This window comes from Streptomyces sp. NBC_01549, from assembly GCF_026339955.1.
Classification (GTDB): domain Bacteria; phylum Actinomycetota; class Actinomycetes; order Streptomycetales; family Streptomycetaceae; genus Streptomyces.
Genome location: NZ_JAPEPW010000001.1, coordinates 4,444,074 through 4,465,255, shown reverse-complemented (window position 1 = coordinate 4,465,255; position 21,182 = coordinate 4,444,074). Strand labels below are relative to the sequence as shown.

Below are 21,182 nucleotides of genomic sequence, written 5' to 3'. Positions count from 1 at the left end.
GGCCAAAAACTCCTTCACAGATGGCGGCGTCGGGCGGCGACGTGCCGGTCGTACTCCTCACGTGCTTTGACCGCCGACGATCGGGTCGCGGTCTCGGCCACAGGTACATCCCACCAGGCTTGGGCCGGGGGCGCGCCCGACACAGTGTCTGCCGTTTCGGTCTCCACGTAGACACATGTGGGAGTGTCCGCGGCGCGCGCCTCGGCAAGGGCCGCCCGCAGGTCACGGACGGTCTTCGCGCGCAGCACCCGCATGCCGAGGCTGGCCGCGTTGGCGGCGAGATCGACGGGCAGCGGCGCCCCCGTGTACGCACCGTCCTCGGAGCGGTAGCGGTACGCGGTGCCGTACCGCTCGCCGCCCACCGACTCGGAGAGGCCGCCGATGGAGGCGTATCCGTGGTTCTGGAGTATGAGGACCTTGATCGCGACGCCCTCCTGCACGGCGGTGACGATCTCGGTCGGCATCATCAGGTAGGTGCCGTCGCCGACCAGCGCCCACACCGGCCGGTCAGGGGCCGCCATCCGGACGCCGATCGCGGCCGGGATCTCGTAGCCCATGCACGAGTAGCCGTACTCGACGTGGTATTGGTCGCGCGACCGGGCCCGCCACAGTTTGTGCAGGTCACCGGGGAGCGAGCCGGCCGCGTTGATCAGGATGTCGTCCTCGGTGACGAGCTCGTCGAGGACGCCGAGGACCTGCGGCTGGGTGGGCCGGATGTCGATGTCCTCGGCCTCGTACGCCGCGTCGACGCGGTACTCCCAGCGCTCCTTGTCGTCCGTGTACTCGGTGGCGTACGCGGGCTCCACGCGGTGCCCGTGCAGCAGCAGCGCCTCGGTGAGTGCCTCCAGGCCGGCCCGCGCGTCCGCGATCAGCGGGATCCCCGACAGCTTGTGACCGTCGTAAGGCGAGATGTTGAGGTTCAGGAAGCGGACGTTCGAGGCGGTGAAGAGGGTGCCGGAGGCGGTGGTGAAGTCGGTGTAGCGGGTACCGACGCCGATCACCAGGTCGGCGGTGCGGGCGAGCTCGTCCGCGGTCGCCGTGCCGGTGTGGCCCACGCCGCCGACGTCCTGCGGGTGGTCCCACTTCAGTGATCCCTTGCCCGCCTGCGTGGAGGCGACGGGGATGCCGGTGGCGGTGGCGAGCTCGGCGAGCACGTCCTCGGCACGGCTGTGGTGCACCCCGCCACCCGCGACGATCAGCGGGCGCCGGGCCTCACGGATCGCCGTGACGGCGGCGGCCAGCTCGGAGGCGTCGGCCGCCGGGCGGCGCACGGTCCAGGTCCGCTCCTGGAAGAACTCCTCCGGCCAGTCGTAGGCCTCCGCCTGCACGTCCTGCGGCAGCGCGAGCGTGACGGCGCCGGTCTCGGCCGGGTCGGTGAGCACACGCATGGCCTGCAGGGCGGCCGGGATGAGCGCCTCGGGCCGGGTGACCCGGTCGAAGTACTTCGACACCGGGCGCAGACAGTCGTTGACCGACACATCGCCCGCGTAGGGGACTTCGAGCTGCTGCAGGACCGGGTCGGCGGGGCGGGTCGCGAAGATGTCACCGGGCAGCAGGAGCACCGGGAGGTGGTTGATCGTCGCGAGCGCCGCGCCGGTGACGAGGTTGGTGGCACCGGGTCCGATGGAAGTGGTCACGGCGTGCGCCGACAGCCGGTTGGACTGGCGTGCGTAGCCGACCGCCGCGTGCACCATCGACTGCTCGTTACGGCCCTGGTGGTACGGCATCTCGTCGGCGTACTCGATCAGTGCCTGGCCGAGTCCGGCGACGTTGCCGTGACCGAAAATGCCCCAGGTCGCGCCGATCAGCCGCCGCCGCTCACCGTCCCGCTCCGTGTACTGGGCGGCCAGGAAGCGCACCAGCGCCTGTGCGACCGTCAGCCTCGTCGTTGAGGTCATCGGTATCCCTCTGTGCTCGCTGTGTTGTCTACGTGTTCCGGGTGGAAGCAGATCTGCCACTCCCTGTCCTCGCCCGGTCCGGCCATCACGTTCAGGTAGTACATGGTGTGGCCGGGCTGGGCGATGGACGGGCCGTGCCATCCGTCGGGGACGAGGACGGCATCGCCGGTGCGGACCTCGGCGAGGACGTCGGATCCGCCCTCGCGCGAAGGGAATACGCGCTGATAGCCGAATCCGTTCGGGCCGTCGATCTCGAAGTAGTAGATCTCCTCCAGCTGCGACTCGACACCGGGACGGTGCTCGTCGTGCTTGTGCGGCGGGTACGAGGACCAGTTGCCGCCGGGGGTGATGACCTCGACGGCGATGAGCTTGTCGCACTCGAAGGCGTCGGCGGAGGCGAAATTGCGCACCTGACGTGCGCAGTTGCCACTGCCTCGGTCTTCGACGGGGACCTCCGGCGCGGGGCCGTAGCGGGCGGGGAGTCTGCGCTCGCACTTCGCTCCTGCCAGGGCGAAGCGGCCTCCCGCACCGGAGGCGATCTGGGCCCGGGCGTCACGGGGCACGTACGCGAAGTCGGAGACTCCCGCGAACACGCTTTCCCTGCCCAGGATTTGGAACTCTTCGTCCTCTATGCGCACGGTACAGGCGCCACCGAGCGGAAGCACGATCCACTCACTGTCGCCGGTCGTGAAGGTATGTGTGCCGCCCGGTCCGAGTTCGACCACGCGCAGGCTGCTGTGGGTCCAGCCGGCCCGCTTGGGGTCGATGTCGACGGCGTACAGCCCGCCCGCGGTGGCACCCTTGGGCACGTACAGGCCCTCGCTCCAGGTCGCGTCCGTCGCCGAGTGGGTCCGGGGGTCCGTCATCGGGTCCTCACAGCAGTCCTACGGCGGTGTCCACGGCGGCGGTCACGTCCCCGTCGGCCGGGTAGAGCAGCGAGCGGCCGACGACCAGACCCTGCACGGTGGGCAGTTGGAGCGCGCCGCGCCACTTCTCGTACGCGCTCTCCTGGTCCTCGCCGACATCGCCGCCGAGCAGTACGGCCGGCAGGGTGGAGGTCTCCATGACCCGGGCCATGTCGTCCGGGTTGTCGGTGACGGGAACCTTCAGCCAGGTGTAGGCCGAACTGCCACCCAGACCACTGGCGATGGCGATGGACTTGATGACGGCCTCGGCGCTCAGGTCGTTGACCAGCCGGCCCTCGGGGGTGCGGCGACTGAGGAACGGCTCGACGAAGACCGGGAGGTGACGCTCCGCCATCGCGTCGATCACGCGGGCCGTGGACTCGAGGGTGTCGAGCGAGCCCGGATCGTCGTAGTCGATGCGAAGCAGCAGCTTGCCCGCGTCGAAGCCGAGCCGTTCGATGTCCTGCGGACGGTGGCCGGTGAAACGGTCGTCCAGCTCGTAGGAGGCGCCCTGGAGGCCGCCGCGGTTCATCGACCCGAGGACCACCTTGTGGTCGAGGGCGCCCAGGAGCAGCAGGTCGTCGAGGATGTCGGCGGTCGCGAGGACGCCGTCGACGCCGGGGCGGGAGAGCGCGACGCAGAGCCTCTCCAGCAGGTCGGCACGGTTCGCCATGGCGAACTTGCGGTCGCCGACGGCGAGCGCTCCGCGGGCCGGATGGTCCGCGGCGACGATCATCAGCCGCCCGCTGTCGCCCACGAGGGGACGGCGGGGGCGGCGCGCGGCGGCCTCGGCGACGGCTTCGGGGTGATGGGTGCGCAGTCGGACGAGCTCCCCTGTGTCGACCGCCCGCGGCGGGGCGGGAGCCGGGGTCACGACGGCGTCGCCGCCCTCGCGACCCACGCGGCCCGCCCTCATCGGACCGCTCCCGCCGAGAGCGCGTCCTCGACCTCTTCGGGGGTCGGCATCGCGGAGGAGCACTCCAGCCGGGAGGCGACGATGGCACCGGCCGCGTTGGCGTGCCGCATGATCCGTTCCAGGTCCCAGCCGGCGAGCAGGCCGTGGCAGAGGGAGCCGCCGAAGGCGTCACCGGCACCGAGGCCGTTGAGGACCGTCACCGGGAGGGGCGGGACCTCGGCCGACGTGCCGTCGCGGTGGACGGCGAGGACACCCTTGGGGCCCTGCTTGACGACGGCGAGTTCGACGCCCGCCTCGAGGAGGGCCGCGGCCGCCGCGTGCGGTTCGCGGACACCGGTGGCGATCTCGACCTCGTCGAGGTTGCCGACGGCGACGGTGGTGTGGCGCAGTGCCTCGGCGTAGAAGGCTCGGGCGGAGTCCTCGGGAGACTTCCCGGCCGTGCCCTTCCCGGCTGTGCCCTTCCGGTCTGTGCTGTTCCAGAACATGGGCCGCCAGTCGAGGTCGAAGACCGTCGTCGCGGACTTGGCGCGGTGGGCGAGCGCGGCGAGCGTCGCCGTCCGGCTGGGCTCCTCGCTCAGGCCGGTCCCGGTCACCCAGAAGACGCGCGCCTCGCGGACCGCGTCCAGGTCGAGGTCGTGCGCGTCGATCTCCAGGTCCGGGGCCTTGGGCTGCCGGTAGAAGTACAGCGGGAAGTCGTCGGGCGGGAAGATCTCGCAGAACGTCACCGGGGTGGGCAGCCCGGCGACCGGGGTGACCCAGCGGTCGTCCACGCCGAAGCCGCGCAGTGCCTCGTGGATGTACGCGCCGAAGGGGTCGTCACCGGTACGCGTGATCACCGCCGTACGCCGTCCGAGCCGGGACGCGGCCACCGCGACGTTCGTCGCCGAGCCGCCCAGGAACTTCCCGAAGGACGTCACCTGGGCCAGCGGGACCCCCGTCTGCAACGGGTAGAGGTCCACACCGATCCGCCCCATGGTGATCAGGTCGTACGCCATCGAGTTCCCTTCGCTTCGGCTCCCCCAAGGTCTAGCGCCGCGCGGGGAGCCCTGTCAACAGTTTGTCCGGACATTCGGACCAGGCCTTGACACCTCCCGCGCGTCGGCCGGAAGCTGACGCCCATGTCGTCGTTGTCACCGCAGGCATCACCTCAGCCCTCACTGTCCCGCATCCGGGTCGGTTCGGCTCCTGACTCGTGGGGCGTCTGGTTTCCCGACGACCCTCAGCAGGTGCCCTGGCAGCGCTTCCTCGACGAGGTCTCCCAGTCCGGGTACGAGTGGATCGAGCTGGGCCCCTACGGTTATCTGCCCACGGATCCGGTCGTGCTCGAGGCGGAGACCGCGCGACGCGGGCTCAACGTGTCGGCCGGCACCGTCTTCACCGGGCTGCACCGGGGTCCCGAGGTGTGGGACGCCACCTGGGCGCACGTCTCGGACATCGCCACGCTCACCCAGGCGATGGGCGCCGAGCACCTGGTCGTCATCCCGGCGTTCTGGCGGGACGACAAGACGGGCGCGGTCCTGGAGGACAGCACGCTGACGCCGACGCAGTGGCGCAATCTGACCGCTCAGACCGAGCGCCTCGCCCATGAGGTGCGGGAACGCTACGGGCTGAAGATCGTCGTCCACCCGCACGCGGACACGCACATCGACAGCGAGGAGAACGTCACGCGTTTCCTCGACGCGACCGACTCCTCGCTGGTGTCGCTGTGCCTGGACACCGGCCACTACGCGTACTGCGGCGGCGACAACGTCAAGCTCATCGAGACCTACGGGGAGCGCATCGGCTATCTCCACCTCAAGCAGGTGGATCCGCTGATCCTGGCCGAGGTGCGGGCGAACGAGGTGCCGTTCGGGCCCGCCGTGGCCAAGGGCGTGATGTGCGAACCGCCGTCCGGCGTACCGGCGCTGGAGCCCGTCCTCGCCGCCGCCCAGAAGCTCGACGTCGAGCTCTTCGCCATCGTCGAGCAGGACATGTACCCGTGCCCGCCGGACAAGCCGCTGCCGATCGCCCAGCGCACCCGGGCATTCCTGAGGTCCTGCGGAGCCTGACCGCTCATCGAGATCCTGCGGAGCGCGACCGCTCGTTGAGGCCCTGCGAAGCATGACCGCTCGCTGAGGCCCTGTAGAGCGTGACCGCTTCCTGATGTCCCGCGGAGCCTGACCCTCCGCGGGGGGCCGTGGGGCCCGTCGAGAGCCCGGGGCTCGGCGGGCCTTCCGGCGCCGCTGTGCCGCGTTACGGGCGGCGGGAGGCTGGAGGCGCCGTCGGCGCGGCGACCCTGTTGCCGGCCTGCGAACAGCCCCTGCGCATCACCCGCGTGGACCGTCCCCCCGCCACCCTCAGGTCGGCGTTCTCGGGACCGACCACCACCGCGGCCGTCGACGAACACGAGGGGCGGCCGGCGGGCATCTTCCGAGTCACGGCAGCCCCCCGACCCGAACGGGTCACCGCGGTCCCCCGGCACGAATGCGTCACGCGTGTCACAAAAACCACCGCCCTGTCACGCATGTCTCGTGTACGCGGTTCTTGCGTCACACCTCGCCAACAGCCCCTGTCCCGCGATCACTCTGCGTCGTTCAACGGACGCAGGCTTTGTGATCGCCAGCGCAGCGCCCGGCTCCCCCGACGGCCACCCCCCGGCCGCCGCCGCGGTGCGCGCGGGGAGGTGCACTCATGACCGACCGTAGGCTCTGGTCGTACAAGGAGATCGCGGCGCACATCAAGGTGCAGCCGGACACCGTGCGGTCGTACCGCAAGCACGGACTGCTGCCCCCGCCCGACCACGTGGAGAGCGGAAAGCCCTACTGGTACGCGGACACCGTCCGCGCCTGGGTCGCCTCCCGTCCGGGAAACCGCGGCCGAAGAGAGTAGGGCCTGTCCCGGCCGCCGGGGCCACGCGCTGTGCCCCGCCCCTCGGGTGCGGGGCACAGGTCCCTGTCCGGGCTCAACTCCACGGTTCGATGACCGTCACCCCTGACCCCGGTGCCGTCCCCATCGCCGCCAGGGCCGCCGGGGCCGCGTCCAGCGGGATGGCGGAGGTGACCAGGAGGTCGGGGCGGAGCACCCCGGCGCGGACCAGTTCGAGCATGCGGGGGTAGGCGTGTGCCTGCATGCCGTGGCTGCCCAGGAGTTCGAGTTCGAGTCCGATCACACGGGCCATCGGAACGGCGGGATCCTGGGGCAGCAGACCGACCTGGACGTGGCGCCCCCGGCGGCGCAGACCGTTCACCGAGGCCGCGCAGGTGACCGGGGAACCGAGCGCGTCGAGGGAGAGGTGGGCGCCGCCGCCGGTCAGCTCCCGGATGGCCGCAGCCGTGTCCCCGACCCGCGAGGCGTCCACGACCTCCGCCGCGCCGAACTTCCGTGCCAGGTCCAGGGCCCGGGGCGAGAGGTCCACGGCCACGACCCGTGCTCCGGCCGCCGCCGCGATCATCACCGCCGACAGCCCCACGCCTCCGCAGCCGTGCACCGCGACCCACTCCCCCGCCGCCACCCGGCCCTGCGCGACCACCGCGCGGAACGCCGTGGCGAACCGGCATCCCAGCGACGCCGCCGTCGCGAAGGACAGCTCGTCCGGCACCGCCACCAGGTTCACCTCGGCGTGGTCGAGTGCCACGTACTGGGCGAAGGACCCCCAGTGGGTGAACCCTGGCTGGGTCTGCCGCTCGCACACCTGCTGGTCACCCGCCGCGCAGGAGGGACAGGTTCCGCAGGCGCAGACGAACGGGACGGTGACCCGGTCGCCGGGGCGCCATCCGGTCACCCGCGCGCCGACCGCCTCCACGGTCCCCGCGAGTTCATGGCCCGGCACATGCGGCAGCGTGATGTCCGGGTCGTGCCCCATCCAGCCGTGCCAGTCGCTGCGGCACAGCCCGGTGGCCTCGACCCGCACCACCACCCCGTGCTCCGCGGGCACCGGATCCGCCACCTCGCGCACCTCGGCCGGCTCCTCGTACCGCTCGAACACCACTGCCCGCATCCGTCCAGCCCCTCCGCCCGAAAATCACCCTTCCGGAGCGAACGCTATCCGCGCGCCGACGTCGTTCCGGTCCCGATCGCGATCTTCCGCCGCGGGCTCGCGCATTTCCTCGGGCAAGGACGTCCTGTCCCGCTCTCTCGAGCCGCTGATCCGCCACAGAGAACTCACCCCGGCGGACCGCACCGCCGGCCCCGGGGAGTTCGCGACCCCAGCCCCCTGGCCACGCACCCCCTGACCACGCTCGCCTCCAACCCCCCGACCACACACGGCGCCCCGGCCATCGAGCGCGGCCAGCGCACTCCGGCCGGGGCCGGGTACGCCATACTGCGACATTACGGACATTTGCCATAAGGTTCGGTTAAATCAGACCGAGCCCAAGGGGCAAGCCGTGACCCAGAATCAGCCGCCCGGCGCGCCCCGGGCCCGCATTCCCGGACCTCAGCAGCCCCCGCCGTCGTACCCCCAGATCCGCACCGGACTGTGGCGACGCTGCCTGGGCGGCGGGCTCGCGCTCTGGACGCTGACGGCGATCGTCACGTACACGACGAGGAACACCACGCCGCTGCCCACCCTGATCCTGCTCGGCAGCTTCCTCGCGCCCGTCGCCTTCACGCTCTGGGCGTACGAGCGCCACGGCCGCGACCTCGGCGTCCAGGTGATCCTCGGCTGCTTCCTGGCCGGCGGGACCCTCGGGGTGCTGGGCGCCTCGGCGATGGAGAACCACCTGCTCCACCCCTCACTGTCGAGGTGCGTCGGCATCGGGCTGATCGAGGAGGCGGCGAAGCTGGCCGCGCTGGTGTTCGTCCTGCGCCGCCACCCCCGCATCCGCGGACTGCGGGCCGGTCTCGTGCTCGGCGCGAGCGTCGGCTTCGGCTTCGCGGCGCTGGAGAGCGCGGGGTACGCGTTCAACGCCGCCGCCTCCCTCAGGGGACTGGATCTGCGCGCACTGCTGGAGACGGAGATCCTGCGCGGGCCGCTCGCCCCCTTCGGGCACGGCCTGTGGACGGCGATCACGGGAGCGGTGCTGCTCACGCACCGCTCCCCGCACGGACGCTTCCAGTACGCCGGCCCGGTGGCGGGCGCCTACCTCGGCGTGTCGCTGCTGCACGCCCTGTGGGACTCGACACACGGCATCGCGCTCTGGCTGGTCGCGCGGCTGACCACGACGGGGCTCGATCGGACGCTGTTCCGACTGGGGTACCTGCCGGGGCCCACCGACGAGCAGAAGCATCTCTTCACGCTGTTCTCGGTGGGTGGCCTGGTCCTCGTCGCGCTCGCGGGGGTCGGCTGGGTGCGTTCGCTGACACGCCGCGACTACGCTTGGAGAAATACCCCCTAGGGGTATAGTGTTGGGTATCTGAGCAAGTCACCCAGACCCCACACGCCTCGACGAGGAGTACGCCATGACCGCGCAGACCGACACCCCGGCTTCCGTCACGACCGTCTACCAGGTGAGCGGAATGAGCTGCGGGCACTGTGAGGGCTCCGTCTCCGGCGAGATCGCCGAGATCGCCGGTGTCACCTCGGTGAAGGCCGTCGCCGCCACCGGCGAGGTGACCGTGGTCTCCGCGGCACCGCTCGACGAAGAGGCCGTGCGCGCCGCCGTCGACGAGGCGGGCTTCGAGCTCGCCGGCAAGGCCTGAGTCACCGGCCTCACACTCACCAGTCGTTCTCCCGCGCCACCCGTTCGCCCCGCGCCACCCAGCGCTTCACGCAGCTCTCCACACCGGGCCGTACCGACCAGCTGATACTGGCTCCGTACGGCCCGGCTCATTCCCTGGAGCCCGACCATGACCATCGCAGTACCCGAGCAGGCCATAGCCGAGACGAGCCCGGCCACCACGACAGCCGCCCCGTCCGAGGTGGAGCTCACCATCGGCGGAATGACCTGCGCCTCTTGTGCGGCCCGCGTCGAGAAGAAGCTCAACCGCATGGACGGCGTCACCGCCACGGTCAACTTCGCGACGGAGAAGGCCAAGGTCTCCTACCCGGTGGGGGTACAGGTCGCCGACCTCATCGCCACCGTGGTGAAGACGGGATACACGGCCGCGGAACCCCCGCCGCCGCGCCCCGAGACACCCGAAGCGGCCACCGATGTCGACGCCGGCGTGGACCCCGAACTCGTCTCCCTGCGCGAACGGCTCGTCGTCTCGGCCCTGCTCGCCCTCCCCGTCGTCCTGATGTCGATGGTCCCGGCGCTGCAGTTCGACAACTGGCAGTGGCTCTCGCTGACGCTCGCCGCGCCCGTCGTGGTCTGGGGGGCGCTGCCCTTCCACCGGGCCGCGTTCACCAACGCGCGGCACGGCGCGGCCACCATGGACACCCTCGTCTCGGTCGGCACGCTCGCGGCCTTCGGCTGGTCCCTGTGGGCGCTGTTCTGGGGACACGCGGGCATGCCGGGCATGCGGCACGGCTTCGACCTCACCGTCTCGCGTACGGAGGGGTCCTCGACGATCTATCTCGAAGTCGCCGCGGGTGTCGTCGCGTTCATCCTCCTCGGCCGCTACCTGGAGGCCCGCTCCAAGCGGCGGGCCGGAGCCGCGCTGCGGGCGCTGATGGAGCTGGGGGCCAAGGACGTCGTGGTGCTACGGGGCGGCCGCGAGGTCCGTATCCCGGTCTCGCGGCTGGCGACGGGCGACCGTTTCGTCGTACGGCCCGGCGAGAAGATCGCCACCGACGGAACGGTGGTGGAGGGTTCCTCCGCCGTCGACGCCTCCATGCTGACGGGCGAGTCGGTGCCGGTGGACGTGACGGTGGGTTCCGCCGTCACCGGCGCGACCGTGAACGCCGGCGGACGGCTCGTCGTCGAGGCGACCCGGGTCGGCGCCGACACCCAGCTCGCGCGGATGGCCCGGCTCGTCGAGGACGCGCAGAACGGCAAGGCAGAGGTGCAGCGCCTCGCCGACCGGATCTCCGGGATCTTCGTGCCGGTGGTGCTGGTGATCGCGCTCGGCACCTTCGGGGTGTGGCTCGGCGTCACGGGCGACACGGTCGCCGCCTTCACCGCGGCCGTCGCGGTGCTGATCATCGCCTGCCCGTGCGCCCTCGGCCTCGCGACCCCGACCGCCCTGATGGTCGGCACGGGCCGGGGCGCGCAACTCGGCATCCTCATCAAGGGCCCCGAGGTCCTGGAGTCCACGCGCCGCGTCGACACGGTCGTCCTGGACAAGACCGGCACGGTGACGACGGGACGGATGACGCTGCGGGAGGTCCACGTCATCGCCGACACCGACGAAAAGGAGCTCCTGCGGCTCGCAGGCGCCCTGGAACACGCCTCCGAGCATCCGGTGGCCCGGGCGATCGCCGCGGGCGCTCAGGAGCGGACTGGTGACCTTCCCCCGGTGGAGCACTTCGAGAACGTCCCCGGGCTCGGCGTACGCGGGCGCGTGGAGGGTCACGACGTCCAGGTGGGGCGGCTCCACGAGGGCGAGCTCCCCGAGGCGCTGGCCCGCGCCAAGGCCGAAGCGGAGGCGGAGGGACGTACGGCCGTCGTGGTCACCCGGGACGGCCTGGCACTCGGTGTCCTGACCGTCGCCGACGCGATCAAGGAGAGCAGCGCCGAAGCGGTGCGCGCACTGCGCGCCCTGGGGCTCACACCGGTCCTGCTGACCGGGGACAACCGGGCGGTCGCCCGGTCCGTGGCGCGTGCCGTCGGCATCGACCCCGGAGAGGTGATCGCCGAGGTGCTGCCCGAGGACAAGGTCGCGGTCGTCAAGCGCCTGCAGAGCGAGGGGCGGACCGTGGCGATGGTCGGCGACGGGGTGAACGACGCGGCGGCGCTCGCCACCGCCGACCTGGGCCTCGCCATGGGGACGGGCACGGACGCGGCGATCGAGGCGAGCGATCTGACGCTGGTCCGGGGGGATCTGCGGGTGGCGGCGGACGCGATCCGGCTGTCGCGCAGGACCCTGTCCACGATCAAGGGGAACCTGGTGTGGGCGTTCGGATACAACGTGGCGGCGCTGCCGCTCGCCGCCGCCGGACTTCTCAACCCGATGATCGCGGGGGCCGCCATGGCCTTCTCGTCGGTGTTCGTGGTGACGAACAGCCTTCGACTCAGGACATTCTCATGACGGCGGGGTAAGAGTCCCCCTAGAGTCCAACGGGAGCCTCACATAAGCTCTTCACAAGGCTCGCGCATCTTCCTTACGCTTGGGTCTCGATTTGTCATATCAGGCTCTTGCGTATCTTCAGGACATACGCAAGAGACGCAGATCACAGTGATGTGAACGTAACCATCGAAGGGGTTCGTGAGTCTAAGTTGGCGATGCCAGAGACGTCTTGGGGGGCGTCTCTGACATCTGGGGATGTCTTGGGGGACGTTCCCGGAACTGCGTTGCCGGGGCACGTGCATCGGGGAGCTTTGAGCGGCCCTCCCGTTGGTACGGGTCCCGGCAGACCGCAACCCAGCAGTACATAAGCACCGCAGTAGTACAGAGAGTTTTGCTCGTTCTGCTCACGGCCGGTCCGGTCAGCCCGGTCGGCCGGGAGCAAGGCGTCAGCACGCTCGTAGCGATTCAGGCGCTGTCCCACAGACGCCCGGCCGGATCCCGTGGGGGGAATCCGCACCGGGACAAGGAAAGCGCCCTGACTGCCGGCCCGTGGGGGGACCGGTAGCAGGGCGCTTTCCGTTTTCTTTCGAGGGCTCGGTTCGCCTCCGGGGCGCAAAAGCCGGTGTCGAGACGGCGATCGTGCTCGACCCTCCTTCGTCGGGCCTCCGCGCGTTCACCGTCTCGACACCGGCGCGCCCCTTCGGCTCACTCGCCGTAGGGCACCGTAAGTAACCTGGGCCTAGCGGGCCTCGACCGGGACGAAGTCGCGCTCGACGACTCCCGTGTAGATCTGGCGCGGGCGGCCGATGCGGGAGCCGGGCTCCTTGATCATCTCGTGCCACTGGGCGATCCAGCCCGGAAGGCGGCCGAGGGCGAACAGGACCGTGAACATCTCGGTCGGGAAGCCCATGGCGCGGTAGATCAGGCCCGTGTAGAAGTCCACGTTCGGGTAGAGGCTGCGCGAGACGAAGTAGTCGTCGGAGAGCGCGTGCTCCTCCAGCTTGAGCGCGATGTCCAGCAGCTCGTCGGACTTGCCGAGCGCCGAGAGGACGTCGTGCGCCGCCGCCTTGATGATCTTCGCCCGGGGGTCGAAGTTCTTGTAGACGCGGTGGCCGAAGCCCATCAGGCGGACGCCGTCCTCCTTGTTCTTCACCTTGCGGATGAAGGAGTCGACATCGCCGCCGGAGGCCTGGATGCCCTCCAGCATCTCCAGCACGGACTGGTTGGCGCCACCGTGCAAGGGGCCCCACAGCGCGCTGATGCCGGCGGAGATCGACGCGAACATGTTCGCCTGCGACGAGCCCACCAGGCGCACGGTGGAGGTCGAACAGTTCTGCTCGTGGTCCGCGTGCAGGATGAGCAGCTTGTCGAGCGCGGCGACGACGACCGGGTCGAGCTCGTAGTCCTGGGCGGGGACCGAGAAGGTCATGCGCAGGAAGTTCTCGACGTACCCGAGGTCGTTGCGCGGGTAGACGAAGGGGTGACCGATCGACTTCTTGTAGGCGTACGCCGCGATCGTCGGAAGCTTGGCGAGAAGGCGGATCGTCGAGAGGTGACGCTGCTTCTCGTCGAACGGGTTGTGGCTGTCCTGGTAGAACGTCGACAGGGCACTGACCACCGACGACAGCATCGCCATCGGGTGGGCGTCGCGCGGGAAGCCCTGGAAGAAGCGCTTGACGTCCTCGTGCAGCAGGGTGTGCTGCGTGATCTCGTTCTTGAAGGTGGAGAGCTCGTCCACGTTCGGCAGTTCGCCGTTGATCAGCAGAGAGGCCACCTCAAGGAAGGTGGAGCGCTCGGCCAGCTGCTCGATCGGGTAGCCGCGGTACCGGAGGATGCCCTGCTCACCGTCGAGGTAGGTGATCGCGGATTTATACGCGGCGGTGTTGCCGTACCCGCTGTCCAGCGTCACCAGCCCGGTCTGAGCGCGGAGCTTCCCGATGTCGAAGCCCTTGTCGCCGACGGTGCTGTCGATCACCGGGTAGGTGTACTCGCCATCGCCGTACCGCAGTACTACAGAGTTGTCGCTCACGTCATCCCTCACCGACGTTGTGCCTCTTCTTCGAGGTGCCCTGACTGTCTCTACCATCCCCCATTTGGCCCTGGAGAGTGCACTCGGGGTCGACCATTGGGCCTATCGGCGGCACTCAGTGCCGCCAACCTGCTCATCCTGCCCCCCTTCGCCCTGGTTCCGGAAGTGCTGTGTGACCTTTGCGACTCGTTTGATCGATCATTTTTTGTGATGCCTGCGGTGGGGGTGGGTGTCGAAGGGTGTCCCATCCCCCCGGGCTCCGCCCCGGACCCCGTTGGGCGTCCTTTTCAGCCGCGGGCCGGTGGGGGCTGGTCGCGCAGTTCCCCGCGCCCCTAAAAGCCTCGGGAAAGGCCTCGGGGCGCCCGGTGTTCGCCCGGGTCCGTCACGTGGCGAGGCGGTAGGCGAGGGACGTGCAGCGGCGGCCCGCCGACACCGTGCGGACCGCCTGGCCGATCGCCTTGCGGGAGCCGACCAGGACGACCAGCTTCTTCGCCCGGGTGACCGCCGTATAGAGCAGATTGCGCTGGAGCATCATCCACGCGCCGGTGGTGACCGGAATCACCACCGCGGGATATTCGCTGCCCTGGGAGCGGTGGATCGTCACCGCGTACGCGTGGGCCAGCTCGTCGAGTTCGTCGAAGTCGTAGGGAACTTCCTCGTCCTCGTCCGTCAGCACCGTCAGACGCTGCTCCTCGGAGTCGAGCGAGGTGACCACACCCACGGTGCCGTTGAAGACGCCGTTCTCGCCTTTTTCGTAGTTGTTGCGGATCTGGGTCACCTTGTCGCCGACCCGGAAGACACGGCCGCCGAAGCGTTTTTCGGGGAGGTCGGGGCGGCCTGGCGTGATCGCCTGCTGCAACAGGCCGTTGAGGGTGCCCGCGCCCGCCGGGCCGCGGTGCATGGGGGCCAGCACCTGGATGTCCCGGCGCGGGTCGAGCCCGAACTTGGCCGGAATCCGCCGTGCCGCCACATCGACGGTGAGCCGCCCGGCCTCCTCGGTCTCGTCCTCGACGAAGAGGAAGAAGTCCTTCATGCCGTCGGTGACGGGGTGTTGACCCGAGTTGATCCGGTGCGCGTTCGTCACCACTCCGGACTGCTGGGCCTGGCGGAAGACCTGGGTCAGCCGGACCGAGGGGATGGGGCTCTGGTCGGCGAGCAGGTCGCGCAGGACCTCGCCGGCACCGACGCTGGGGAGCTGGTCGACGTCTCCGACGAACAGCAGGTGGGCGCCCGGCGGCACCGCCTTGACCAGCTTGTTGGCGAGGAGGAGGTCGAGCATGGAGGCCTCGTCCACGACCACCAGGTCGGCGTCCAGCGGTCGTTCCTTGTCGTACGCCGCGTCACCGCCCGGCCTGAGCTCCAGGAGCCGGTGCACGGTGGACGCGTCCGCTCCGGTCAGCTCGGCGAGTCGCTTGGCGGCGCGGCCCGTCGGCGCCGCGAGCACCACCTTCGCCCGCTTGGCGCGCGCCAGCTCCACGATCGAGCGGACCGTGAACGACTTGCCGCAGCCGGGGCCCCCGGTGAGCACCGCGACCTTCTTGGTCAGCGCCAGCCGTACGGCCTCCTCCTGCCCGGGCGCCAACTCCGCGCCCGTACGCCCCTTCAGCCAGGTCAGTGCCTTGTCCCAGGCCACGTCGTGGAAACCGGGCATGCGGTCCTCGGTGGTGCGCAGGAGGCGCAACAGCTGGGCCGAGAGGGAGAGTTCGGCGCGATGGAAGGGGACCAGGTAGACGGCCGTGACCGTCTCGGGGCCGCCGTCGGGACCGGGGACCCTCTCGCGTACGACGCCCGGCTCCCGTACGCCACCGGGTTCGTTCTCGTCCACGGTCGGCTCCGCCAGTTCGGCCAGGCACTCGATGACCAGGCCCGTGTCCACCTGGAGCAACTTCACCGCGTCCGCGATCAGTTGCTCCTCGGGGAGGAAGCAGTGGCCCTGGTCGGCGGACTGCGACAGGGCGTACTGCAGGCCCGCCTTGACCCGCTCGGGGCTGTCGTGCGGGATGCCGACGGACTGGGCCATCTTGTCGGCGGTGAGGAAGCCGATGCCCCAGACGTCGGCGGCCAGGCGGTAGGGCTGGTTCTTGACGACCGAGATCGACGCGTCGCCGTACTTCTTGTAGATGCGCACCGCGATCGACGTCGACACCTCGACGGTCTGGAGGAAGAGCATGACCTCCTTGATCGCCTTCTGCTCCTCCCAGGCCTCGGCGATCTTCTTGGTGCGCTTGGGACCGAGGCCGGGGACCTCGATGAGCCGCTTCGGCTCCTCCTCGATGATCTGGAGCGTGTCCAGCCCGAAGTGCTGGGTGATGCGGTCGGCGAAGATCGGGCCGATGCCCTTGACGAGGCCGGAGCCGAGGTAGCGGCGGATGCCCTGGACGGTGGCGGGGAGGACGGTCGTGTAGTTCTCCACCGTGAACTGCTTGCCGTACTGCGGGTGGGAGCCCCAGCGGCCCTCCATCCGGAGCGATTCCCCCACCTGGGCACCGAGGAGTGCGCCCACGACGGTGAGCAGGTCGCCGGCGCCGCGGCCGGTGTCCACCCGGGCGACCGTGTACCCGTTCTCCTCGTTGGCGTACGTGATCCGCTCGAGCACGCCCTCGACAACCGCCAGCTGTGTCTGCCGGTTCCCCACCTGATTGGACATGATCCGAAGGTACCGGTGAGAACTGACAGCCGGGCGGGACCGGCCCCTCCTCCCACGGTGCCCTCCTGAGCCCGATTCATCACGATCCGGTCTCGACATCTGGTTGAGGGCTTGATTAATGCCCGTGGAATCGATTCCAATCCTCCGTGTAATCGATTCCACGAGGAGGTGGAGCAGCGATGGCGAGCATCAAGGACGTTGCCGCCGAGGCCGGCGTATCCGTCGCCACGGTCTCGCGCGTCCTGAACGATCATCCGTCGGTCAGCGAAGACGCACGCACCCGCGTGCTGGCCGCCGTACAGACCCTGGGCTACCGCCCGAACGCCGTCGCCCGCTCCCTGCGCACCGATCAGACCCGCACCCTCGGCCTGGTCATCAGCGACGTACTCAACCCGTACTTCACCGAGCTGGCCCGCTCCGTCGAGGAGGAGGCCCGCGCCCTCGGCTACAGCGTGATCATCGGCAACGCCGACGAGCGGCCGGACCTGCAGGACCACCACGTACGGACCCTGCTGGACCGCCGTATCGACGGTCTCCTCGTCTCCCCCGCCGACGGCGGCTCCCCCGGAATGCTGGACGCCGCGCGGGCGGGGACGCCGATGGTCTTCGTGGACCGCTGGATCCCGGGCGTGGACGTGCCCGTCGTACGGTCGGACGGACGCGCGGCGGTACGGGATCTCGTGGCGCATCTGCACGGGCTCGGACACCGCCGGCTCGCGATCATCGCGGGGCCCGCGGCGACCACCACCGGCAGCGAGCGCGTCGAGGCCTTCCGGGAGGCCATGGCCGAGCACGGGCTTCCGCTCCCGGACGCCTACATAGGCCAGGGCGACTTCCAGGCCGAGAGCGGCCGGCGGGTCACCGAGGGCTTCCTCGATCTGCCTGAGCCGCCCGAGGTCGTCTTCGCCGCCGACAACCTGATGGCGCTCGGCGCGCTGGACGCGATCCGCGCGCGCGGCCTGCGGGTTCCCGAGGACATCGCGCTCGCGGCGTTCGACGACATCCCGTGGTTCGTGCACACCGATCCGCCGATCACCGCGGTCGCCCAGCCGACCGGCGAGCTGGGGCGGGCCGCCGTGCGCGCGCTCGTCGACCGGATCGAGGGGCGGCCCCCGCAGTCGGTCACCCTTCCCGCCCGTCTGGTCGTCCGCCGCTCGTGCGGCGAACCGGCCCCCACCCCGCACTCCCCCGTAACGAACAGGAGCACGTCGTGAGCAACCAGGACGAGTTGCTGCGCATCGAGGGCATCCGAAAGACCTTCCCCGGCGTGGTCGCGCTCGACAGCGTCGACTTCGATCTGCGCCGCGGCGAGGTGCATGTGCTGCTCGGCGAGAACGGTGCCGGCAAGAGCACGCTCATCAAGATGCTCTCGGGCGCCTACCAGCCCGACTCCGGGCGCGTCCTCGTCGACGGCGAGGAGGTGCGCATCCACGCGGCGCAGGACTCCGAGCGCCTCGGGATCGCGACCATCTACCAGGAGTTCAACCTCGTTCCCGATCTGACGGTCGCCGAGAACATCTTCCTGGGGCGGCAGCCGCGCCGCTACGGGCTGATCGACCGCAAGAAGATGGAGGCCGACGCCGCCGAGCTGCTGGAGCGGGTCGGTGTCAGCGTCTCCCCCCGCGCGCGGGTGCGTGAACTGGGTATCGCACGTCTCCAGATGGTCGAGATCGCGAAGGCGCTGAGTCTGAACGCCCGTGTGTTGATCATGGACGAGCCGACCGCGGTGCTCACCTCCGAAGAGGTCGAAAAGCTCTTCGCCATCGTGCGCCAGCTGCGCGAGGACGGGGTGGGCATCGTCTTCATCACGCACCACCTGGAGGAGATCGCCGCTCTGGGGGACCGGGTCACCGTCATCCGGGACGGCAAGAGCGTCGGGCAGGTCCCGGCCTCCACCGCCGAGGACGAGCTCGTACGCCTCATGGTGGGACGGTCGATCGACCAGCAGTACCCGCGTGAACGGGCCGATGCCGGGGCCGCCCTGCTGACCGTCGAGAGGCTGACCCGTGACGGGGTCTTCCATGACGTGAGTTTCGAGGTGCGGGCCGGTGAGGTCGTCGGTATCGCGGGGCTCGTGGGGGCCGGGCGCACCGAGGTCGTACGAGCGGTCTTCGGGGCCGATCCGTATGACAAGGGCGCCGTCAAGGTCGCCGGTTCCGCGCTGCGGCGCCACGACGTGAACGCGGCGATGGCGGCCGGGATCGGGCTCATCCCCGAGGACCGCAAGGGCCAGGGACTGCTCCTGGACGCCTCCGTCGAGGAGAACCTCGGCCTGGTCACCATGCGGGCCGCCACCCATGGCGGATTCGTCGACCTCAAGGGTCAGCGGGCGGCCGCCGCGCGGATGGCCGAGCAGCTCGGCGTACGGATGGCCGGTCTCGGCCAGCATGTGCGCACCCTCTCCGGCGGCAACCAGCAGAAGGTCGTCATCGGCAAGTGGCTGCTCGCCGACACCAAGGTGCTGATCCTCGACGAACCGACCCGCGGTATCGACGTCGGCGCCAAGGTCGAGATCTACCAGCTCGTCAACGAACTGACGGCCGCCGGAGCCGCCGTCCTGATGATCTCCAGCGATCTGCCCGAGGTGCTCGGCATGAGCGACCGGGTGCTGGTGATGGCCCAGGGCCGGATCGCGGGCGAACTGTCCGCCGACGAGGCCACCCAGGACTCCGTGATGGCCCTCGCCGTCAGCACACCAACCACCAACTCTGTTACCGCTGTGGAGGGCTCCCGTGGCCACTGACACGCTCAAGAGCACTACGGGCGCGAGTGGCGCCTCGGCGGTCCGCCGCCTCCTGCTCGACAACGGGGCGCTCACCGCGCTCATCGCCCTCGTCATCGCGATGACGGCGCTGTCCGGCGACTTCCTGACGACGGACAACCTGCTCAACATCGGCGTCCAGGCGGCCGTGGTCGCCATCCTCGCCTTCGGATCGACGTTCGTGATCGTCTCGGCGGGCATCGACCTGTCGGTCGGCTCCGTCGCCGCGCTGTCCGCCACCGTCCTCGCCTGGATGGCGACCTCGGAAGGCGTCCCGGTCTGGATCGCGGTGATCCTCTCGGTCGCCGTCGGCATCGCGTGCGGCCTGGTCAACGGCTTCATGGTCGCGTACGGGAAGCTGCCGTCGTTCATCGCGACGCTCGCCATGCTGTCGGTGGGCCGCGGTCTGTCGCTGGTGATCTCGCAGGGCTCGCCGATCGCCTTCCCCAGCTCGGTCTCGCACCTCGGTGACACGCTCGGCGGCTGGCTGCCGGTCCCGGTCCTGGTGATGGTCGCGATGGGTCTGATCACGGCCGTGATCCTGGGCCGTACGTACATCGGCCGCTCCATGTACGCGATCGGCGGCAACGAGGAGGCGGCTCGCCTCTCCGGCCTGCGGGTGAAGAAGCAGCAGCTCGCGATCTACGCCCTGTCCGGTCTCTTCGCGGCTGCCGCGGGCATCGTGCTCGCCTCCCGTCTGTCCTCCGCGCAGCCGCAGGCCGCGCAGGGCTACGAACTGGACGCGATCGCCGCGGTCGTCATCGGCGGCGCTTCCCTCGCGGGCGGCACCGGCAAGGCGTCCGGCACGCTGATCGGCGCGCTGATCCTCGCGGTGCTCCGCAACGGCCTCAACCTCCTGTCCGTGTCCGCCTTCTGGCAGCAGGTCGTCATCGGTGTCGTGATCGCGCTGGCGGTGCTGCTGGACACGGTGCGGCGCAGGGCCGGGGCGACCCCGGTGGCCGCCGGGGCCGGTACGCCGGGCGGCAAGGGCAAGCAGGCGGCGACGTACATCCTCGCGGCCGTGGTCGCGGCGGCGGTCGTCGGTGGGTTGTCCTCCATACACAACGACTCCTCCTCGTCGGCGTCGAAGAAGGTCGGCCTGTCCCTGTCCACCCTGAACAACCCCTTCTTCGTACAGATCAAGTCGGGCGCGCAGCAGGAGGCGAAGAAGCTCGGCGTGGACCTGACGGTCACCGACGCGCAGAACGACGCCTCGCAGCAGGCCAACCAGCTGCAGAACTTCACCAGTTCGGGGCTCGGTTCGATCATCGTCAACCCGGTGGACTCGGACGCGGCGGGCCCGGCGGTCCGCTCGGCGAACAAGGCCGGCATCCCCGTCGTCGGCGTGGACCGGGGCGTGAACAAGGCCGACACGGCCGCGCTGGTCGCCTCCGACAACATCGCGGGCGGCAAGCTCGGCGCCAAGGCGATGGCCGAGAAGCTGGGCGGCAAGGGCAAGATCGTGATCCTGCAGGGGCTGGCGGGCACCTCCGCGAGCCGTGAGCGCGGCGCGGGCTTCGCCGAGGGCCTCAAGGACTACCCGGGCATCAAGGTCGTCGCCCGGCAGCCCGCGGACTTCGACCGCACCAAGGGTCTCGACGTGATGACGAACCTGCTTCAGGCGCACCCCGACATCCAGGGCGTCTTCGCCGAGAACGACGAGATGGCGCTCGGCGCGGTCAAGGCGCTCGGCTCCAAGGCCGGCAAGTCGGTCTCGGTGATCGGCTTCGACGGCGAACCCGACGGCCTGAAGGCGGTCAAGGACGGCACGATGTACGCCTCCGTGGCCCAGCAGCCGAAGGAACTCGGCCGGATCGCGGTGGAGAACGCGCTGAAGGCCGCCGAGGGCAAGAAGGTCGACAAGACGGTGATGGTGCCGGTGAAGGTGGTCACCAAGGAGAATGTGGCCGGTTTCGGCGGATGACCTGAGCGGGCCGTCCGGGCAGCGTGACGCGGACGACCTCCGCGCACCGCCGGGCGGCTCGCGCCGTTGCTTCG

Annotated in this window: 15 protein-coding genes; 8 read left to right on the top strand and 7 right to left on the bottom strand. The window is 70.2% G+C overall.

Annotation, left to right across the window (positions count from 1 at the left end):
* Positions 1-14 precede the first annotated feature (14 nt).
* The 4 genes from iolD to iolC are packed head-to-tail and all read right to left on the bottom strand — an operon-like array spanning position 15 to position 4,714.
* Complete coding sequence (gene iolD, locus OG819_RS19885; RefSeq protein ID WP_266650718.1) at positions 15-1,898, bottom strand: 3D-(3,5/4)-trihydroxycyclohexane-1,2-dione acylhydrolase (decyclizing); 1,884 nt, start codon at positions 1,896-1,898, stop codon at positions 15-17.
* Positions 1,895-2,764, bottom strand: coding sequence for a 5-deoxy-glucuronate isomerase (iolB, locus tag OG819_RS19880; protein ID WP_266650717.1), 870 nt, complete (start codon positions 2,762-2,764; stop codon positions 1,895-1,897). The genes iolD and iolB overlap by 4 nt, the downstream gene beginning before the upstream one ends.
* Positions 2,765-2,771: 7 nt before the next feature.
* Positions 2,772-3,719 (bottom strand): deoxyribose-phosphate aldolase, encoded by a 948-nt coding sequence (locus OG819_RS19875; protein WP_323138131.1) that lies wholly within the window; start codon positions 3,717-3,719, stop codon positions 2,772-2,774.
* Positions 3,716-4,714 (bottom strand): 5-dehydro-2-deoxygluconokinase, encoded by a 999-nt coding sequence (iolC, locus tag OG819_RS19870; RefSeq protein WP_266650716.1) that lies wholly within the window; start codon positions 4,712-4,714, stop codon positions 3,716-3,718. The genes OG819_RS19875 and iolC overlap by 4 nt, the downstream gene beginning before the upstream one ends.
* 123 nt (positions 4,715-4,837) lie before the next feature.
* On the opposite strand from iolC, the gene OG819_RS19865 reads away from it, so the two are divergent.
* Positions 4,838-5,767, top strand: coding sequence for a sugar phosphate isomerase/epimerase (locus OG819_RS19865; RefSeq protein WP_266650715.1), 930 nt, complete (start codon positions 4,838-4,840; stop codon positions 5,765-5,767).
* Between the two features lie 622 nt (positions 5,768-6,389).
* A complete protein-coding gene (locus OG819_RS19860) occupies positions 6,390-6,587 on the top strand; it encodes an AlpA family transcriptional regulator (protein ID WP_266413799.1) in 198 nt (65 codons plus the stop codon).
* Between the two features lie 73 nt (positions 6,588-6,660).
* Here OG819_RS19860 and OG819_RS19855 read toward each other — a convergent pair whose 3' ends face one another.
* A complete protein-coding gene (locus OG819_RS19855) occupies positions 6,661-7,695 on the bottom strand; it encodes a zinc-dependent alcohol dehydrogenase family protein (RefSeq protein ID WP_266624826.1) in 1,035 nt (344 codons plus the stop codon).
* A 388-nt stretch (positions 7,696-8,083) separates the two neighbouring features.
* On the opposite strand from OG819_RS19855, the gene OG819_RS19850 reads away from it, so the two are divergent.
* The 3 genes from OG819_RS19850 to OG819_RS19840 all read left to right on the top strand — a co-directional run bounded on the left by OG819_RS19850 (position 8,084) and on the right by OG819_RS19840 (position 11,768).
* Positions 8,084-9,034 carry a PrsW family intramembrane metalloprotease gene (locus tag OG819_RS19850; RefSeq protein WP_266624827.1) on the top strand — a complete coding sequence of 317 codons (951 nt, stop codon included), beginning with the start codon at positions 8,084-8,086 and terminating at the stop codon, positions 9,032-9,034.
* A gap of 64 nt (positions 9,035-9,098) precedes the next feature.
* Complete coding sequence (locus OG819_RS19845; protein WP_266624828.1) at positions 9,099-9,338, top strand: heavy-metal-associated domain-containing protein; 240 nt, start codon at positions 9,099-9,101, stop codon at positions 9,336-9,338.
* 147 nt (positions 9,339-9,485) lie between these two features.
* On the top strand, positions 9,486-11,768 hold the full coding sequence (locus OG819_RS19840; RefSeq protein ID WP_266624829.1) for a cation-translocating P-type ATPase: 2,283 nt from the start codon (positions 9,486-9,488) through the stop codon (positions 11,766-11,768).
* A gap of 718 nt (positions 11,769-12,486) precedes the next feature.
* Here the strand turns inward: OG819_RS19840 and OG819_RS19835 are convergent.
* Positions 12,487-13,776 (bottom strand): citrate synthase, encoded by a 1,290-nt coding sequence (locus OG819_RS19835; RefSeq protein WP_054231840.1) that lies wholly within the window; start codon positions 13,774-13,776, stop codon positions 12,487-12,489.
* A gap of 382 nt (positions 13,777-14,158) precedes the next feature.
* Positions 14,159-16,423, bottom strand: a complete 2,265-nt coding sequence (locus OG819_RS19830) for an ATP-dependent RecD-like DNA helicase (RefSeq protein ID WP_266650714.1) — start codon at positions 16,421-16,423, stop codon at positions 14,159-14,161.
* Positions 16,424-16,602: 179 nt separating this feature from the next.
* Between OG819_RS19830 and OG819_RS19825 the strand changes: the two genes are divergently transcribed.
* From OG819_RS19825 to OG819_RS19815, 3 genes are read left to right on the top strand one after another with little or no spacing between them, the layout of a single operon-like run.
* Positions 16,603-17,637 (top strand): LacI family DNA-binding transcriptional regulator, encoded by a 1,035-nt coding sequence (locus OG819_RS19825; protein ID WP_266582574.1) that lies wholly within the window; start codon positions 16,603-16,605, stop codon positions 17,635-17,637.
* Positions 17,634-19,166 (top strand): sugar ABC transporter ATP-binding protein, encoded by a 1,533-nt coding sequence (locus OG819_RS19820; RefSeq protein WP_266624832.1) that lies wholly within the window; start codon positions 17,634-17,636, stop codon positions 19,164-19,166. The genes OG819_RS19825 and OG819_RS19820 overlap by 4 nt, the downstream gene beginning before the upstream one ends.
* Complete coding sequence (locus tag OG819_RS19815; RefSeq protein ID WP_266624833.1) at positions 19,156-21,108, top strand: substrate-binding domain-containing protein; 1,953 nt, start codon at positions 19,156-19,158, stop codon at positions 21,106-21,108. The genes OG819_RS19820 and OG819_RS19815 overlap by 11 nt, the downstream gene beginning before the upstream one ends.
* Positions 21,109-21,182: the final 74 nt, after the last annotated feature.